At 66.8% G+C, this 16,356-nt stretch carries 19 protein-coding genes; 7 read left to right on the top strand and 12 right to left on the bottom strand.

The window, feature by feature from the left end; all coding sequences use genetic code 11:
• Nucleotides 1-17: 17 nt before the first annotated feature.
• The 4 genes from ACSFA7_RS00565 to ACSFA7_RS00550 form a co-directional block, all read right to left on the bottom strand.
• Nucleotides 18-1,772: a hypothetical protein gene (locus ACSFA7_RS00565; RefSeq protein ID WP_435497599.1), complete on the bottom strand. Its 1,755-nt coding sequence runs from the start codon at nt 1,770-1,772 to the stop codon at nt 18-20.
• Nucleotides 1,773-1,775: 3 nt separating this feature from the next.
• Nucleotides 1,776-2,417, bottom strand: coding sequence for an aspartyl/asparaginyl beta-hydroxylase domain-containing protein (locus ACSFA7_RS00560; RefSeq protein ID WP_435497598.1), 642 nt, complete (start codon nt 2,415-2,417; stop codon nt 1,776-1,778).
• A gap of 138 nt (nt 2,418-2,555) precedes the next feature.
• Nucleotides 2,556-2,906 carry a hypothetical protein gene (locus tag ACSFA7_RS00555; RefSeq protein WP_435497597.1) on the bottom strand — a complete coding sequence of 117 codons (351 nt, stop codon included), beginning with the start codon at nt 2,904-2,906 and terminating at the stop codon, nt 2,556-2,558.
• Between the two features lie 22 nt (nt 2,907-2,928).
• Nucleotides 2,929-3,891: a LysR family transcriptional regulator gene (locus ACSFA7_RS00550; protein ID WP_435497596.1), complete on the bottom strand. Its 963-nt coding sequence runs from the start codon at nt 3,889-3,891 to the stop codon at nt 2,929-2,931.
• A 95-nt stretch (nt 3,892-3,986) separates the two neighbouring features.
• Between ACSFA7_RS00550 and ACSFA7_RS00545 the strand changes: the two genes are divergently transcribed.
• Together ACSFA7_RS00545 and ACSFA7_RS00540 are read left to right on the top strand one after the other, a co-directional pair.
• The gene (locus ACSFA7_RS00545; RefSeq protein ID WP_435497595.1) at nt 3,987-5,078 is read left to right on the top strand and encodes an adenosine deaminase family protein; all 1,092 of its coding nucleotides are present in this window, start codon (nt 3,987-3,989) and stop codon (nt 5,076-5,078) included.
• A gap of 8 nt (nt 5,079-5,086) precedes the next feature.
• Entirely contained in the window at nt 5,087-6,064 is a 978-nt protein-coding gene (locus ACSFA7_RS00540) for a Bug family tripartite tricarboxylate transporter substrate binding protein (protein WP_435497594.1), read from the top strand.
• 24 nt (nt 6,065-6,088) lie between these two features.
• Here the strand turns inward: ACSFA7_RS00540 and ACSFA7_RS00535 are convergent, their stop codons facing one another.
• The gene (locus ACSFA7_RS00535; RefSeq protein WP_042578619.1) at nt 6,089-6,544 is read right to left on the bottom strand and encodes a CBS domain-containing protein; all 456 of its coding nucleotides are present in this window, start codon (nt 6,542-6,544) and stop codon (nt 6,089-6,091) included.
• A gap of 151 nt (nt 6,545-6,695) precedes the next feature.
• Here ACSFA7_RS00535 and ACSFA7_RS00530 point away from each other — a divergent pair, with 151 nt between their 5' ends.
• Together ACSFA7_RS00530 and ACSFA7_RS00525 are read left to right on the top strand one after the other, a co-directional pair.
• Nucleotides 6,696-8,006 (top strand): O-acetylhomoserine aminocarboxypropyltransferase, encoded by a 1,311-nt coding sequence (locus ACSFA7_RS00530; protein ID WP_206178115.1) that lies wholly within the window; start codon nt 6,696-6,698, stop codon nt 8,004-8,006.
• Between the two features lies 1 nt (nt 8,007).
• Nucleotides 8,008-8,823, top strand: a complete 816-nt coding sequence (locus tag ACSFA7_RS00525; RefSeq protein ID WP_435497593.1) for an alpha/beta fold hydrolase — start codon at nt 8,008-8,010, stop codon at nt 8,821-8,823.
• A gap of 9 nt (nt 8,824-8,832) precedes the next feature.
• On the opposite strand, the gene ACSFA7_RS00520 is transcribed toward ACSFA7_RS00525, so the two are convergent.
• From ACSFA7_RS00520 to ACSFA7_RS00510, 3 genes are read right to left on the bottom strand one after another with little or no spacing between them, the layout of a single operon-like run.
• Nucleotides 8,833-9,831: a Bug family tripartite tricarboxylate transporter substrate binding protein gene (locus ACSFA7_RS00520; RefSeq protein ID WP_435497592.1), complete on the bottom strand. Its 999-nt coding sequence runs from the start codon at nt 9,829-9,831 to the stop codon at nt 8,833-8,835.
• A 55-nt stretch (nt 9,832-9,886) separates the two neighbouring features.
• On the bottom strand, nt 9,887-10,549 hold the full coding sequence (locus ACSFA7_RS00515; protein ID WP_435497591.1) for an NAD-dependent epimerase/dehydratase family protein: 663 nt from the start codon (nt 10,547-10,549) through the stop codon (nt 9,887-9,889).
• Nucleotides 10,550-10,565: 16 nt separating this feature from the next.
• The gene (locus tag ACSFA7_RS00510; RefSeq protein ID WP_435497590.1) at nt 10,566-10,949 is read right to left on the bottom strand and encodes a thioredoxin family protein; all 384 of its coding nucleotides are present in this window, start codon (nt 10,947-10,949) and stop codon (nt 10,566-10,568) included.
• 108 nt (nt 10,950-11,057) lie between these two features.
• Here ACSFA7_RS00510 and ACSFA7_RS00505 point away from each other — a divergent pair, with 108 nt between their 5' ends.
• On the top strand, nt 11,058-11,396 hold the full coding sequence (locus tag ACSFA7_RS00505; RefSeq protein ID WP_206178110.1) for an Mpo1-like protein: 339 nt from the start codon (nt 11,058-11,060) through the stop codon (nt 11,394-11,396).
• Between the two features lie 7 nt (nt 11,397-11,403).
• Here the strand turns inward: ACSFA7_RS00505 and ACSFA7_RS00500 are convergent, their stop codons facing one another.
• The gene (locus ACSFA7_RS00500) at nt 11,404-12,615 is read right to left on the bottom strand and encodes a YihY family inner membrane protein (protein ID WP_435497589.1); all 1,212 of its coding nucleotides are present in this window, start codon (nt 12,613-12,615) and stop codon (nt 11,404-11,406) included.
• Nucleotides 12,616-12,630: 15 nt separating this feature from the next.
• Between ACSFA7_RS00500 and ACSFA7_RS00495 the strand changes: the two genes are divergently transcribed.
• Nucleotides 12,631-13,080 carry a DUF2069 domain-containing protein gene (locus tag ACSFA7_RS00495; RefSeq protein WP_435497588.1) on the top strand — a complete coding sequence of 150 codons (450 nt, stop codon included), beginning with the start codon at nt 12,631-12,633 and terminating at the stop codon, nt 13,078-13,080.
• Entirely contained in the window at nt 13,077-14,507 is a 1,431-nt protein-coding gene (locus tag ACSFA7_RS00490; RefSeq protein ID WP_435497587.1) for an FAD-binding oxidoreductase, read from the top strand. The genes ACSFA7_RS00495 and ACSFA7_RS00490 overlap by 4 nt, the downstream gene beginning before the upstream one ends.
• Nucleotides 14,508-14,642: 135 nt before the next feature.
• Here the strand turns inward: ACSFA7_RS00490 and ACSFA7_RS00485 are convergent, their stop codons facing one another.
• The 3 genes from ACSFA7_RS00485 to nthA are packed head-to-tail and all read right to left on the bottom strand — an operon-like array spanning nt 14,643 to nt 16,332.
• A complete protein-coding gene (locus tag ACSFA7_RS00485; protein ID WP_435497586.1) occupies nt 14,643-15,017 on the bottom strand; it encodes a nitrile hydratase accessory protein in 375 nt (124 codons plus the stop codon).
• Nucleotides 15,014-15,679 carry a nitrile hydratase subunit beta gene (gene nthB / locus ACSFA7_RS00480; RefSeq protein WP_435497585.1) on the bottom strand — a complete coding sequence of 222 codons (666 nt, stop codon included), beginning with the start codon at nt 15,677-15,679 and terminating at the stop codon, nt 15,014-15,016. Before nthB ends, ACSFA7_RS00485 begins: the two co-directional genes overlap by 4 nt.
• On the bottom strand, nt 15,676-16,332 hold the full coding sequence (nthA, locus tag ACSFA7_RS00475; protein ID WP_435497584.1) for a nitrile hydratase subunit alpha: 657 nt from the start codon (nt 16,330-16,332) through the stop codon (nt 15,676-15,678). The genes nthB and nthA overlap by 4 nt, the downstream gene beginning before the upstream one ends.
• Between the last annotated feature and the right edge of the window lie 24 nt (nt 16,333-16,356).

The following is a 16,356-nucleotide window of genomic DNA, read 5'->3' as shown; positions in this document are numbered from 1 at the left end:
TTATTCCAGCGGATTCTTCAACTCAGGGAATTCCAGAGCAACTTGTCCATTTCGCTCGACGGCCCCGAGGGCAAATCGACAGCAAGCAATTTTCGCAATTCATTCTTCCCATAGGCTGCCGCAGGCATCGCTTCGACCGGCACGATGTTTTCGAGGGGACGGCGCCGCACGCCCTGGAACAGCAGCGAATGTGCGAGCGAGCAGTGCGAGCGCAGCCGCCTCGGGAATCCGAACCATTTTTCATCGATGGCCTGGGTCTGGAGCCTCAGCGTATTGGCGTAGCACCCAATGGCCTCGGGCGATCCGATGGCGAATTGATCGCCCGCGTAAAGCGTCTTGGTGACCATCAGGTTGTTGAAATAGATGATTCGCTGTTTACGGCATTCTTCGGCCATTTTTATCCAGTCCGCTTTTTTGCCGCTCGCCCGGAATGCGCGATCCGGCCTTATTCTCAGAACGAGATCGTAGATGCCACCGTCGTCCATCATCAGGCGGTGCGCTTCCTGGATCTTGTAGAACATCTTGCGTTGATTGTTCGCGTCGTTTTCGAATTCGGGTCTTTGATGGCTCTCGATGACCACCGCCGTGTCATTTCCGTATATCGCCTTGATATCCGATTCATTGATCGTCGAAGAGACGGCCAGCTTCGAAAAGAAGTTCGGATAGGACTTCTTCAATGCCTCGAGGCCATATTGAAATCCTGCCTGCCTGTAGGCGTGAGCAAACGGCGCATGCTTGAATATTCGATCGACACCATTTCCTGACAACGGATCGGGAAATCGCCAGCCGGTGTCTTCCCAGGTGTGGACGAAATACTTCACCCGATGCCCGTCGAGGTGCAGGTGCTTCCAGGTCTCGAAGGCCTCCGCATAACCGCGCATCTGGCCCGAAATGCAAACCGCAATATCGAGCTGCTGCCTGTTCAATTCGCGGGGCGGGCTTTGGACGGCGACGCGAAATGCACGGGCAATTCTCGCGCTGGACAGCGCGGCGCCACCTTTTTCAGCCGCGACAGATTCGCGCACCTGCTGAAGCGCACGATCGTAGACCGCCTCGTCCAGCAATGCATACCCCAGAATCAGCACGCGGCAGATGGCCGCATCCTTCAGCCGTCGGATTCCTTTTTCGTCCTGCAGGATATCCGCGACGAATTCCCTGAATATCTTTCCATTCGCCGGAAGCGCGGTCTGGAAGAATTTGCACAGGGTTTCGTGATTCTGGCTTTCAAAGAAATCGATCAGGATTTCTTTTTGAATATCTTCCCCATAACCCTCGAATCCTTCAATTGCCAATTTCAACGCAATTGCGTCCTGCGGATTCTCGAGCGATTTCTGCTCGATCAGGGGCCGGGCAATACCGGCAATGCTTTTGTACGTCGCCGCATGATGCCTTTTCAGTCCCGCCAGATAAGTGGCGAATTCAAACGGAAACGCGTCGATCACCTGCTCCAGCCGCCGCGCCAGCTGGGCGATCTGCCCCGCGATCAACTGCGTGAACGCGACGTCCATCCCCTTCTGGTCTTTCTGGAATGCCTCTTTCCACGGCTCGCTGGCCCGCAGTTCCAGCGCCGCGTTGACGTTGCCCGAGAGGATCAGCGCGTCCTGGTACCTCGGGAGGATCTCTTTGCTGAATGGGTGGTCTTCCTTGAGCGCGCTGCGCAGGCGGTAGAGGCTCAGCTCGAGCTGATCCGACTTGCTGAAGGCGTGCAGGTCGGCATCGATGTCCTCTGCGGATTTCCATGCGCCGAAACCGTTCACGTCACCGGTGGGCATCGGTCATTCCGTCGCCGCGAAGGCGTCGGTCTTCTGGAACACCGGCAGCCACGGCTCGGCCAGCATGTGGAATTCGGGCCCCGGGTTCAGGCCCATCAGCAGGTGGGCGCGGCTGGAGGGCTCGTTGCTGCGGTTCACGGCGCGGTGGTTCACATCCACCCGCACCAGCCAGGCCGACCCGTCGGCGGGGAGGTGCACGCTCTCGATGCTGCCGTCGGCGCGCTGCCACTCGAAGAAGCAATTGGGGTTGGTGATGATCGGGATGTGCAGGCGCCAGGTTTCCCTGAGCGCATCGGTGTGCAGCGGCATCTCGGCGCCTTCGCTCTCCAGCTGCATGATGCGCGCGCGGAAGGGCGCAAGGCCCGCGTCGCGCAAGGCGTCCATCACCTCGGCGAGGTAGCCCGAACAGGCGTCCGTCGGCGCGGTGCCGGGCACGAAGGGCTGCTTGCCGGGAATCCGGCGGATGCCGTCGGTCAGCGTGCCGTCGCGGCTGGTCACGGCCCAGCCGATGTAGTCCACGCGGTTGTCGCGGTACGGCATCGACGGCAGCGTGCAGACGTGGTCCAGGAAATGGCGCCGCAGGGCATCGGCATCGATGCGGAAATTGGCCAGCCTCGCGAACATGACGTCTCGTGATTGCTTCATGTCTTCTCCTCGTTCCTCTTTCTTGCTTGTCGGGTGCCATCGCGAGCCGGTGGCGCGAATGGCATGGGTAGCGCAAGCGCATGCGATGGGCAAGGCTGCGCGCACAAGCGCGTGGTCGGCAGGCCAAAAGGCCCGGACCTACGCGAAGGAGGCGAGAAGCTGGGGCGGCCGCGCAGGCCGCGGGAGAAAGGTCAGCGGGAAGAACGCCGGTGCGAATTCCGGCGGCGACGCCGCAAGGGGCGCGATGCTGAACAGGTGCTCGACGAAAGGGGCTTCGATGCTGTGGCCGATGTCCAGGTCCGCGTCGTCCGCGGGCTGCGTGGCACCGACTGCGCACGCTGCATCGGCCGTTGCGGACGCGTCGGCAAAGAGCACGTGCGCCACCTCGTCGCGCTGGTTTGCCGCGTCGACCAGGCCCTGCGCGAACACGACGAGGCCGTGGCAGCACAGGAGGATCGCGAACACGGCGGCGACGAGCGGGCGAGGCATGTGCGGCGCATCTTAGCGCCGGCTACGGCTGGCGTCGAACGCGTGTTCCCCGAGTGACACGGCGCACTTTGGGCTCTCCACTCTGGGGCAATCGGTTACGCAGTAATGCGATGAGCTCCTGCGCCACCACGTTGCGCATCGGCCCCGGCAGGTAGGCCAGCACCACGCGGCGTTCGATGCGCGGCGTCAGCAGCGGCAGCACCACCAGCTCGGGATCGCGCAGCGACGAGGTGTACAGGCGCGGCATCAGCCCCAGCGCCTGGCCGCTGCGCACCAGCGCGTAGAGCGTCTCGGAATAGCTCACGCGGTACGGCTCCGCGCCCTGCGCGAACTGCGCGCGCGCCGGGTTGCCCAGGGCCGGCATGCTGCCGCTCTCGAACAGCACGAGGCGCTCCTTGCCGATGGCCTCCCAGGTCGCATCGCCCGCCGCGGCCAGCGGGTGATCGCGCCGCACCACCAGCACCAGCGGATCGCGGAAGAGGTCGATGCAGGTCAGCCCGTTCGGCGGCTCGGTGATGGCCGCCACCGCCATGTCGAGCTGGCCGCTGCGCAACTCGGCCAGCAGGGTGGTCGAGGGCGCATCGCGCCAGGCCAGCTCGACCTCGCGCTGACCGCCCTGTTGGAGGAATTCGCTCACGGCCGCCGCGACGCGCGCGCTGGCCGACGGGATCACGCCCACGCGCACGAAGGCGCGGCCGCGCTGCACCGTGCTCTCGATGTCGCGCAGCGCCACCTCGAAGGTGTTGACGAGAAAGTCGGTGCGCGCCAGCACCTCGGCGCCCACGGGCGTGAGTTCGAGGCGGTGGGTGGAGCGGGTGAGCAATTCGGCGCCGAGCAGCTTTTCCATCTGCTTGATGGCGTTGCTGAGCGCGGGCTGCGTGATGGCCAGGCGCCGCGCCGCGCGGCCGAACTGGCCCTCCTCCACCAGCACCGAGAAGAACTGCAGCTGGCGCAGCGTGAGCGCACGCAGGGGCAAGGCGGCCATGGCATCTCCAGTCACCGGTGGTTATTGATCCGGTGAATCAAATTATAGAAATTCAAAATTTTCCTTATGGCGCTGCGCTGCCTAGACTGGTCAGCATGACCAGCACCTCCCCCTCTTCCTTCACGCTGGAATCGTTCCTCCGCGCGATCCCCAAGGTCGAGCTGCACTGCCACCTGTTCGGCACGGTGCGGCACGAAACCTTCAAGCAACTCAACCTGCGTGCCGGCGCGCCGCTGGCGGCCGACGAGATCGAGGGTTTCTACACGCGCGGCGAAAAGCCGGTCGGCGTGCTGCGCGTGCTGCGCGCGCTCGACGCGCAACTGGTGCGCGGCCCCGGCGACCTGTACCAGCTCACGCTCGAATACCTGCAGGATGCGGCCTCGCACAACGTGCGCTATGCGGAGTTCTTCTGGAACCCGACCGGCACGGTGCACGGCTCGGGCATTCCCTACGCGATGGCGCAGGCCGCGATCGTCCGCGCGATACAGGACGCGCAGCAGGAGTTCGGCATCACCGGCCGGCTCATCGCCGCCATCGACCGCGAGGCCAGCCCCGAGGCGGCGTTGGAGATGGTCGAGTGGGTCAAGGCCCACCGCTGCGACGAGGTGATCGGCATCGGCATCGACTACCGCGAGGTCGACCGGCCGCCGGAACTGTTCACGCAGGCCTATGCCGCGGCGAAGAAGGCGGGCCTCAAGACCACCGCGCATGCCGGCGAGTTCGGCATGCCCTGGACCAACGTGCGCACCGCGCTCGACGTGCTGCAGGTGGACCGCATCGACCACGGCTACACGGTGGTCGACCAGCCCGACTTCGCGCGCGAATGCGCCGAGCGTGGCGTGCTTTTCACCGTGGTGCCGACCAACTCGTACTACCTGCGAACGCTGCCGCCCGAGCGCTGGGCGCTGGACCATCCGATCCGCCGCATGCCCGGGCTGGGCCTGCGCATCCACCCCAACACCGACGACCCGACGCTGCACAAGGTCACGCCCACCGGGGCGTGGCTGATGATGGTGCGCGACTTCGGCTTCGGCCTTACCGACCTGCGCGGCTTCATGCACAACGGCTTGGACGGCGCATGGATAGCCGACACGCAACGCCGCGAATGGCGCATGCAGTGGAGCGAGGCGTTCGACACGCTGCGCGCCCGCCTCGATACCGAACCCACGCCTTCTATCCCCGGATGAACCACGCCATGAACACGCCCCGACGCCTTCTCCTCGCCGCCGCACTTTGCGCAGCACTGCCCACCGCCGCGCTTGCGCAGGCGTGGCCGACCGCCAAGCCCATCACGCTGATCGTGCCGTACACGGCCGGCGGGAGCGTGGACGTCAACGCGCGCCTCGTCGCCCAGCGGCTCGGCGAGCGGCTCAAGCAATCGGTCGTGATCGACAACGTGAGCGGCGCGGGCGGCGCCATCGGCGTGGCCAAGGCCGTGAACGCCGCGCCCGACGGCTACACGCTGGTGGTCGGGCCGGACAGCGCGATCGCCATCGGCAAGCTGGTGAACCCGACGGCCTTCCGCTTCGATCCGCTGAAAGACCTGGCACCGGTGGGTCTGCTCAACACGGCGCCGATGGTGCTGGTCGCGCGGCCCGGCCTGGAGGCGCAGACCTTCGCCGATTTCGTGAAGCTCGCCAAGGCCAAGCCGGGCCAGTACAACTACGCCACCTCGGGCGTGGGCACCGTGCTGCAGCTGGCGATGGAGTTGCTGAAGGAACGCAGCGGCATCTTCGTCACGCATGTGCCCTACCGCGGCGGCGCACAGATTGCCACCGACGTGATCGGCAACCAGGTCGACCTCGCGATGCTGGTGAGCACCAGCGCCATCCCGCATGTGAACGGCAAGCGCCTGAAGGCGCTGGGCATCACCAGCAACAAGCGCCTGGCCGCGCTGCCCGGCGTGCCCACCTTCGACGAGATGCCGGGCCTGAAGGGCTATGACATGGTGAGCTGGACGGGCATCTTCGCACCTGCGAAAACGCCGCCGGCCGTGGTTGCGCAGATCAACCAGGAACTCAATGCGGTGCTGCAGGAGGAAGGGGTGCGCTCCAAGCTGATGGAGCAAGGTGCGCTGCCGGGGAGCGGCACGCCGGAATCGTTCGGCAAATTCGTGCAGGCCGAATACAGCCGCAATCAGAAAATCGTGCAGACCGCCAACATCAAGGAGTGATGCCGCCTGCTGCAGGTCGGCAGATCAGCCGGTCTTGCTCTCGTCTTCCGCAGGCCAGTCGCGGATGTAGGCCTTGAGCATCTTGTTTTCGAAATTCTGGCTGTCCACCACGGCCTTGGCCACGTCGTAGAAGCTGATCACGCCCATCAGCATGCGCTTGTCCATCACGGGCATGTAGCGCGCGTGGCGCTCCAGCATGATGCGGCGGATCTCGTCGAGGTCGGTCTCCAGGGTGCAGGTGACGGGGGCGTCGTCCATGGCCTTGCGCACCAGCGTGGTCCCGACCTGGCCGCCGTTGCCCACGATGGCCACGATCACTTCGCGGAAGGTGAGCATGCCGACCAGATCGCCATGCTCCATGACCACGAGGGAGCCGATGTCCTTTTCCGCCATCGTGGTGGCGGCTTCTGCCAGCAGGTCGTCTGGCGTGATGGTGAAGAGCGTGTTGCCCTTGACGCGAAGGATGTCGCTGACTTTCATCGTGTGCTCCTCTCGGACTCTCGAACTCTCTTGCTGGGCGGGGTGCCGATTTGAATATAGCCCACAATCGACGCCGACCTGAACGCCCCTGTCGCCCACGCATGCTTTGCAGACGTAACGGGGCTTTGCGAGAGACAACAGAAAGGCCCTCATGCCCGGTTATTCCGACCCCGGTTTCGACACCCTCGCGCTGCACGCCGGCGCCTCGCCCGACCCTGCCACCGGCGCGCGGGCGGTGCCGATCCACCTGACCACCTCCTTCGTCTTCGAGTCCAGCGACCACGCGGCCGCGCTCTTCAACCTGGAGCGCGCGGGCCATGTGTATTCGCGCATCAGCAACCCGACCAATGCGGTGCTGGAGCAGCGGGTGTCGGCGCTCGAGGGCGGCATCGGCGCCATCGCCACCGCGAGCGGACAGGCCGCGCTGCACCTGTCGATCGCCACGCTGATGGGCGCGGGCTCGCACATCGTGGCGAGCACCGCCCTCTATGGCGGTTCGCAGAACCTGCTGCACTACACGATGCGCCGCTTCGGCATCGAAACCACCTTCGTGAAGCCCGGCGACCTCGATGGCTGGCGCGCCGCAGTGCGGCCCGAGACCAAGCTCTTCTTCGGCGAAACCGTGGGCAACCCGGGCCTGGACGTGCTCGACATCCCCGCCGTGAGCGACATCGCGCACGAAGCCGGTGTGCCGCTGCTGGTCGACTCCACGCTCACCTCGCCCTACCTGATCAAGCCCTTCGACTGGGGCGCCGACCTGGTCTATCACTCGGCGACCAAGTTCCTCTCGGGCCACGGCACCGTCATCGGCGGCGTGGTGGTCGACGGCGGCAGCTTCGACTGGGAGAAGTCGGGCAAGTTCGCCGAACTCACGCAGGCCTACGACGGCTTCCACAACATGGTCTTCAGCGAAGAGAGCACCGTCGGTGCCTTCCTGCTGCGCGCCCGCCGCGAGGGCCTGCGCGACTTCGGCGCGTCGATGAGCCCGCACACGGCGTGGCTGATCCTGCAGGGCATCGAGACGCTGCCGCTGCGCATGGAGCGCCACATCGACAACACGCAGAAGGTGGTCGAGTTCCTCGCAAGCCATCCGTTCGTCTCGCGCGTGGGGCATCCGCTGATCGAATCGCATCCGAGCCATGCGCTCGCGCAGAAGCTGCTGCGCCACGGCGCGCGCGGCGCGGGCGCGGTGTTCAGCTTCGACATCAAGGGCAGCCGCACGCAGGGCAAGGCCTTCATCGAGGCGCTCAAGCTCTTCAGCCACCTGGCCAACGTGGGCGACTGCCGCAGCCTGGTGATCCACCCGGCCAGCACCACGCACTTCCGCATGACCGACGAGGCGCTCGCGGGCGCGGGCATCTCGCAAGGGACGATTCGCCTCTCGATCGGGCTCGAAGACCCGGCCGACCTGATCGATGACCTCAAGCGCGCGCTGAAGGCCGCGGAAAAGGCAGGTGCCTGACATGCACTACACCGTCAACGGCCACGCCACCTATTGCTACACCGGCGGCAAGCCCTTCGATGCAGCCAAGCCCACGGTCGTGTTCATCCACGGCGTGCTCAACGACCACAGCGTGTGGATCCTGCAGAGCCGCTGGTTCGCCAACCACGGATGGAACGTGCTCGCGCTCGACCTGCCCGGCCACTGCAAGAGCGAAGGCCCGCCACCGGCAAGCGTGGAAGAAGCGGCGCAGTTCGTGATCGCGCTGCTCGACGCGACAGGTGTGCAAAAAGCGGCGCTGGTCGGCCACAGCTTCGGCTCGCTGATCGCGCTGGAGGTCGCAGCGCGCGCGCCCGATCGCGTGACGCACCTGGCGCTGGTCGGCACGGCCTATCCGATGGTGGTGTCGCCCGCGCTGCTCGACGGCGCGCTGAACGATCCGCAGCGTGCGATCGCGATGGTCAACACCTTCTCGCATTCGCTGCTCGCACCGCCGCCCTCGTCGCTGGGCCCCGGCACCTGGCTTTACGGCAGTTCACGCGCGCTCATGCGCCGCGTGCTCGCGAGCAACCGCACGCACAACGTGTTCCACATCGGCTTCAAGGCCTGCAACGACTACGCAAACGGCGAAGCCGCGATGGAAGCGGTGCAGTGCCCGGTGCTGTTCCTGCTCGGCGATGCCGACCAGATGACGCCGGCGCGCGCCACCAAGGTGCTGGTCGGCAAGGCGCGCAATGCGAAGGTGGTGACCGTGCGTGCCGGCCACGCGCTGATGAGCGAGGCGCCGGACGAGACGCTGTTCGCGCTGCGCGACTTCCTGAGCGCGCCAGCGGCCTGAACCGGCAGGCTATTCGTTCGCGGCGATCCCCGCGCGATGCGCCAACGCGCGGTACCGCGGGATCTCCCTTTCGATCTGCGCCATGAAGGCGGCGGCGCCGATCATCGTCGGCTCGATGCCCTGCGCGCGCAGCTGCGCCTGCAATGCGGGGCTGCCCAGCGTTTCCGATATGGCGTGCGTCAGCCTCGCGAGCACGGGCGCCGGCGTGTGTGCCGGCGCGGCAAAGCCATACCAGGCGTCGAAGCTTGCCTCGGGCAACCCCTGCTCCGCCAGCGTGCGCACGCCGGGCAAAAGGCCGGATCGCGCAGCGCCCACGATGCCCAGCGCGCGCACCTTTCCGCTGCGCGCGTGCGGCGCAACCGATGCCACGGTGTCGATGCCCAGGTCAACCTCCCCGCCGATCACCGCCACCATCGCCTGGCTGCTGCCCCGATAGGCAATGTCCTGCAGCCGGATGCCTGCGGCCAGCGCGAACAGTTCGCCCGTGAGGTGCGAACCCGACGCATTGCCGAACGTGGCATAGCGGATCTGCCCGGGACGCGCCCTGGCCGCATCGATCAGCGCGGGCAGCGAGTGCCACGGCGTGGTGCCGCCCGCAAACAGCACGAGCGGCACCCGCGCGACGATGGCGATGGGCGCCAAGTCGCGCGATGGGTTGTAGGCGCGCGCCGCGCGCAGCGCCGGATTCACGCTGTAGCTGGTGGAGCCCGCCAGCAGCAGCGTGTAGCCGTCGGGCCGGGCGCGGGCCACGATCTCGGTGCCGATGAGGGTGGAGGCGCCGGGCTTGTTGTCGATCACGACGGGCTGGCCCAGTTGCTGCGACAGGGTCTGGCCGATCATCCGCGCCACGATGTCGGTGCCGCCGCCGACTGCAAAGGGGATGACGAGACGGATCGGCCTCTGCGGCCAGGCGCCCTGTGCTGTCGCTGCTCGATGCACCGCCAGCGCCGCGCCCGAAGCCCCGCAAAGAAGCAGGCGGCGCGAGATGCCGGGAACGGTCTGCTTCATCGCGCGGGCAGGCAAGGAAAAACGCAGGGCTGCTGCCGCGTGTCGCGAGGGCCGGTCAACGCAGGGCGTTGATGTCCACGGGGTCGAGCAGCACCTTCGGCGCGCCGCCGCGGGCCACGGCCAGCATGGCCAGGCCAATCTGCTCGGAGGTCGTCACCTTGTCGGGCCAGAACCGGTAGGCGAGGCTGAGCAGCGGCGAGATCACCATGTAGACGCTGTGGTACAGCGGCGTCTTGGAACGCACGCCATGCAGCGGCTGGATGATGCCGGGGCGGAACATGTAGGCCGCCTTGAACGGCAGGCGCAGCAGGGCGTTTTCGGTCGCGCCCTTCACCCTTGCCCACATGCTGCTGCCACGCTCGCTGCTGTCGGTGCCGGAGCCCGTCACGTAGGTGAAGGTCATGCCCGGATTGAGCCGCGCGAGCACGGTGGCCGCGGCCATCGTGAGGTCGTAGGTGATGCGGCGGTAGTCGTCTTCCTTCATGCCGACCGACGACACGCCCAGGCAGAAAAAGCAGGCATCGAAGCCCTGCAGTTGCGGCTCGACGGCGGAATAGTCGTACATGTCCTTCACGACCAGATCCTGCAGCTTCGGATGCTGCTGCCCGGTGGCGTTGCGCCCAACCGCGACGACACGTTCCACGTCGGAGGCCAGAAGGCACTCGCGCAGCACGCCCTGCCCCACCATGCCGGTGGCGCCGAAGATCAGGATGTTCATGGGAGGAAGGGGCCGGTTAAACCGAGAACGTCGCCGGCTTCTTGTTCAGCACGGCGAGGAGCAGGTCGACATCGAGGCTCGAAGGCTGCGGCGGCTGCAAGGCGCCGAGCATGCGCGACAGCGTTTCGGCATGCGGCAGCAGCGGGCCCAGGAAGCGCGTGCCGTCGGCACCGGCGACCAGCAGCGTGGGGAAGGTCTCGACGTCGAACCCGTCGGCGATGTCGGCGTGGTCCTCGATGTCGACCCAGCCGAAGCGCAACTGCGGATGCGCACGCGCCACCTGCTCGAACATCGGCCGGTAGTCGCGGCAGGTGCCACACCATTCGGCGCACAGGCACACAACCCACAGCGCATCGCTGGCCGGATCGGCGGAATCGGTGGTGGCGGGCAGAGCGCTCAAGGCTGATGCGTCAGTGGTGTGAAGGGGGACCGGGGTGGTGCGGCCGCAAGGTCGTGGCTATTATGGACAAAGCCCACACAAGGCGCTCCGGCGCCAGGAGACAAGCCCATGAACACCACGACTGCCCCGGAATCTGCCGTCGATCCGCGCCGTTTCAAGAGCTTTGCGGAGTTCTACCCGTTCTACCTGACCGAGCACGCCAACCGCACCTGCCGGCGCCTGCATTTCGCGGGCTCGACGCTGTCGCTGCTGTGCCTGGTGGCGCTGGTGGTCACGCTCAACCCGCTCTGGCTGCTGGCGGGTGTACTGGTGGGCTATGCCTTCGCCTGGGTCGGGCACTTCGGCTTCGAGAAGAACAAGCCGGCCTCGTTCAAGCGGCCGCTCTATTCCTTCATGGGCGACTGGGCGATGTACCGCGACATCTGGCTCGGCAAGGTCAAGATCTGATCTGCTGCTAGATAAGGAGCACATCTCCGAGGCGAAGCGACCGCAGCGGCCCCTTCTGCCAGAGGTCTTCGAGCGGCTCGGCCTGCGGCATCAGCAGCTCCTTGAGCAGCGGCTCGATGGGCGTCGACGGGTCGGCCAGCAGCACGTAGCGCGGGTCGGCGTTGGCAGGCTCCTCGGCGAGCGGCGCGATCCAGTCGAGCGCCACCAGGGTTTCGAGCACCGGCGTGAGCTGCAGCGTGTCGACGCGCATGCGCGTCACCAGTTCGGTCGCACCCATGCCCTTGGCTGGCGTGGCCTGCGCGCGCGCCAGGTGCTGCAGCGTTTCCATCGCCAGTTGCAGCGGCCAGCCCGCCGCGCCGCCGCGTCGCGCCACGCCGGTGAGCAGGCTTGGCAAATAGGCCGCGATGACCGCCCCTAAAAGCACGATCACCCACGCCACGTAGATCCACACCAGCAGGATCGGGAAGGTGGCGAAGGCGCCATACAGCACCGAATAGGTCGGCACCAGGCTCAGGTAGTAGCCCAGCACGCGCTTGGCGATCTCGATGGCCGCCGCCACGAAGATGCCGCCGGCCCACGCATGCGACCAGCGCACGTTGGTGTTCGGCACGTAGTGGTAGAGCGCGGCCATGCCGGCGGCGAGCAGCAGGAATTCGAGGCTGTCGAAGGCCAGCTTGACCATCGCGCCGCCCACCACGTCGCGCGAGGCCGCGAACACGTACGAGGTGGTCGACAGGCTCACGGCCAGGATCAGCGGGCCGAGCGTGATGGTGGCCCAGTAGATCAGCACCCGCTGCGCCAGCGGCCGCGGCCGCGGCACGCGCCAGATGTTGTTGAGCGTCTTGTCGATCGTGAGGATCAGCGCGATGGCGGTGATCAGCAGCACGATCAGGCCGGCGATACCGAGGCCGCTCGCCTTGCTCGCGAACTGGTTCAGGTAGCCGAGCACCTGGCGCGCGATGTTGTCGGGGATCAGGCTCTCGATGAGCCAGCGCTGCAGGCGGCCCTGCATCTTGGCGAACATGGGGAACACGGTGAAGAGGGCCAGCGCCACCGTGAAGAAGGGGACCATCGCGATGGTGGTCGTGAAGGTCAGGCTGCTGGCCGTCAACCCGAGGCGGTCTTCACGGAAACGCTCCCCCAGCACCGCTGCGGTGTTGCGCCATGGAAAGCGCGAAAGATCCCTCCAAAGCTGCCTGCGATTCATGGCCGGTATCATGCCATCCGCCCTTCAATGCGCCGCCATCCATGGGGCGCCCTCTTCCGCCGCACCGTGACCGCCACCCCGCTTCCGCCCTCTTCCGTCCGCGCCACCCGATGGCTTGCCGTGGGCAGCCTCGTCGGCCTGATCGTGCTGGGCCTGGCCTGGGAGCTGTGGCTCGCGCCGCTGCGGCCGGGCGGCTCGCTGCTCGCGCTGAAGGTGCTGCCGCTCGTGATTCCGCTCGCGGGGCTCTACAAGAACCGCATGTACACCTACCGCTGGGTCAGCCTGATGATCTGGCTCTATTTCACCGAGGGCGTGGTGCGCGCCTGGAGCGACACCAACGGCGTGGGGCAACTGCTCGCGCTGGTCGAGGTGCTGCTGTGCCTGGTGCTCTTCGCGGCCTGTGCGTGGCATGTGCGCCTTCGCCTGCGCCACGCCAAGGCTGCCGCTGCCCGTCAACTGGAGGCTTCCGCCCAATGACTTCTTCTTCCACTGCATTGATCGACCAACTGCGCGCCATCGTCGGCGCCTCGCATGTGCTCAACGAAGGCGACCTCACCGCCTACGAGCAGGACTGGCGCAAGCGCTCGCGCGGCAAGTCGCTCGCGGTGGTGCGGCCGGCGAATGCGCAGCAGGTGGCCGATGTGGTCAAGGCCTGCGCCGCGGCCGGCACGGCCATCGTGCCGCAGGGCGGCAATACCGGTCTGGCGGTCGGCTCGATTCCCGACGACAGCGGCACGCAGGTGGTGCTGAGCCTGCAGCGGCTGAACGCGATCCGCACCATCGACGGCGCGAACCTCACGATGACCGTCGAGTCCGGGTGCATCCTGCAGACGCTTCAGGAGGCCGCGGAAAAAGAGGGCTACCTGTTCCCCCTGAGCCTCGCGGCCGAGGGCAGTTGCACCATCGGCGGCAACCTTGCGACCAATGCGGGCGGCACGCAGGTCGTGCGCTACGGCAACACACGCGAGCTGTGCCTGGGCCTCGAAGTGGTCACGCCGCAGGGCGAGATCTGGGAAGGCACGAGCGGTCTGCGCAAGGACAACACGGGCTACGACCTGCGCGACTTGATGATCGGCAGCGAAGGCACGCTGGGCATCATCACCGCCGCGACGATGAAGCTCTACCCGCTGCCGGCCGCGCAGCTCACGGCCTGGGCCGCGGTGCCCTCGCTCGACCACGCGGTCACGCTGCTGGGCCTCGCGCACAAGCACCTGGGCTCGGGGCTCACGGGCTTCGAGGTGATGGGCAAGTTCGCGCTGAGCCTGGTCGACAAGCACATGCCACAGCTGCGCGTGCCCTTCATCGCCGACGAAGCCGTGCCCTACTGCGTGCTGCTGGAGAACTCCGACAGCGAATCCGAAGACCATGCGCGCGCACGCTTCGAGGCGCTGCTCGAAACTGCCTTCGAAGACGGCTGCGTGACCGACGCAGTGGTGGCCGAGAACCTCACGCAGGCGCACCAGCTCTGGCACATCCGCGAGAGCATTCCGCTCGCGCAGGCCGAGGAAGGCCTGAACATCAAGCACGACATCTCGATTCCGGTGTCACGCATCCCGGCCTTCGTCGCCGAGACCGATGCGCTCCTGAAAAGCGAAATCGCCGGCGTGCGGCTCGTGAACTTCGGGCACCTGGGCGACGGCAACCTGCACTACAACGTGCAGGCGCCGGAGAACATCGACACCAAGGCGTTCTTGAAGAACGAGGAAGACCGCATCAACACGCTGGTGTACGACGCGGTCGAGAAGTTCGGTGGATCGTTCTCTGCCGAGCATGGCGTGGGCTCGCTCAAAGTCGACAAGCTTGAGAAGCACAAGTCGCCAGTGGCGCTGGAGATGATGCGGGCGATCAAGCGCGGGCTCGATCCGAAGAACACGCTGAACCCGGGCCGCGTGATCCGGGTCTAGGTCTTGGTTTTCCTCCCTCCTCCTCTGGGGGAGGGCCGGGGTGGGGGCACGCGGCGCTCGATGAAGCACTGCGCCGAACTGGCGCCGCTTGCCCCCATCCCAGCCTTCCCCCAAAAGGGGAAGGAGCAAGACAGATCAACCCGGGAAGTCCTCGCCACGCAATTCGATCGGCTGGCCATGGGGCGTGCGGTCGGCCGCATGGTCCCAGGCGTGGCGGTAGCGCGCGAGTTCATCGCCCGAGCTCGCACCCTTGCGGGCCACGAGGCCTTCGAGCGCGGCGAGCCAGTGGCGGTAGTAGGTGTCGCCGGTGTCGGGGTCGCCCGCGGCCTGCGCCGCGGCAATCTGCGCGGCAAGCGCCTCGGCCCATTCGACCCAGGTGAACAGGCCGCGCTCGTGCAGCGCCAGCGTCATCGCGAAGGCTTGTGCCTCCCAGGGCTCCTTGAACACCGGGCCGTCTGCATCGCGCGGCATGCCGGGTGCAAGCGCGAGCGGTGGCACGTCGTTCTTCATGCGGCGGGCTCCAGATAACTCTCCCACGCATCGACCGACACCGAGAGGTTCTGGCGCGGCGCCGCATCGCCCCAGAGCTCGGCTTCGTCGAAGACCACCGTGTACAGCCACTGCGGCTGTTCGCCCAGGCCCTGCGCATGCGCATCGGCGAACACATGCGCACCGTGGACATGTTCGATCGTGCCGCGCTTGCCCTGCACATAGCCCGGCAGCCGCGTGTGATGGTCGACCTTGCCCAGGTGCATGCGCACCGCCTGCCCGACGGCGAAGCGCGCCGGGCCCAGCTCGGGGCGCTCGGTGGGTGAGCCTTTGGCGAGCACCGCGGGCACGTTCGCCGCCTGCAGCACGCGGGCGACCGGCGCGGCCGGATGCTTCATCTCGCCGGAGGCGATCTCGTCGGGGAAGACCTGCGCGCGCTGCAGCATCAGTTGCTCCAGCGCGCCGAGCCAGATCTGGTAGTAGCTCAGGTCGCGGTAGTCGGGCAGCGTCTCGCGCACGGCGCGGCTCGCATCGATGTTCCAGGAGCCGGTCGCGCCCATCGCGAGCGTGAGGGCCAGCACGCGCGGCTCCCAATCCGCGTGGAAGAGTTCGCCCTCGGGCTCGGGCGTGACCGACCCGAAGCCCGGCTGGCCGCCGAGGTCGGCATGGGTGACGTAACTCATGTGGCGCTCCCCGTCGAAGGCATGTCCGCGAGCCGCGTGCCGATCATCGAATCGCGTGAGACCAGCGCGGCGAGCTCTTCCTCGCTCAACCCCTCGGTGCCGGCGGGGCGCTGCGGAATCACGAGATAGCGCACTTCGGCGGTCGAGTCCCAGACGCGGATGCGCGTGGTCTCGGGCAGCGTGGTGCCGAAATCGGCCAGCACGCCGCGCGGGTCCTTCACGGCCCGCGAGCGGTATGGCGCGCTCTTGTACCAGGTGGGTGGCAGCCCGAGCACGGGCCAGGGGTAGCAGCTGCAGAGGGTGCAGACGACCATGTGGTGCTGTTCGTCGGAGTTTTCCACCGCCACCATGTGCTCGCCCTGCCGGCCCGTGTATCCGAGCGAGGCGATGGCAGCCGTGGCATCGGCCATCAGCCAGTCGTGGAACTCGCGGTCGACCCAGGCCCGCGCCACCACCCGGGCGCCGTTGCGCGGGCCGATGCGGGTCTGGTAGGTGTCGATCAGCGCGTCGAGCGCAGCGGGGTCGATGTAGCCCTTCTGTGTGAGCACGCTTTCGAGGGCGCGGACGCGCAGGTCCATCTCGCCGAGTTCGCTGTGGTCGTGAGGATGGTCGTGGCCGTGTTCGTGGCCCTTCGTGGGGTGGTCTTGGCTCATGGCCGCCATGCTAAGCCCGGGCAC

This window comes from Variovorax trehalosi (assembly GCF_051216415.1).
GTDB lineage: Bacteria > Pseudomonadota > Gammaproteobacteria > Burkholderiales > Burkholderiaceae_C > Variovorax.
This window is presented reverse-complemented; position numbering and strand designations above follow the sequence as displayed.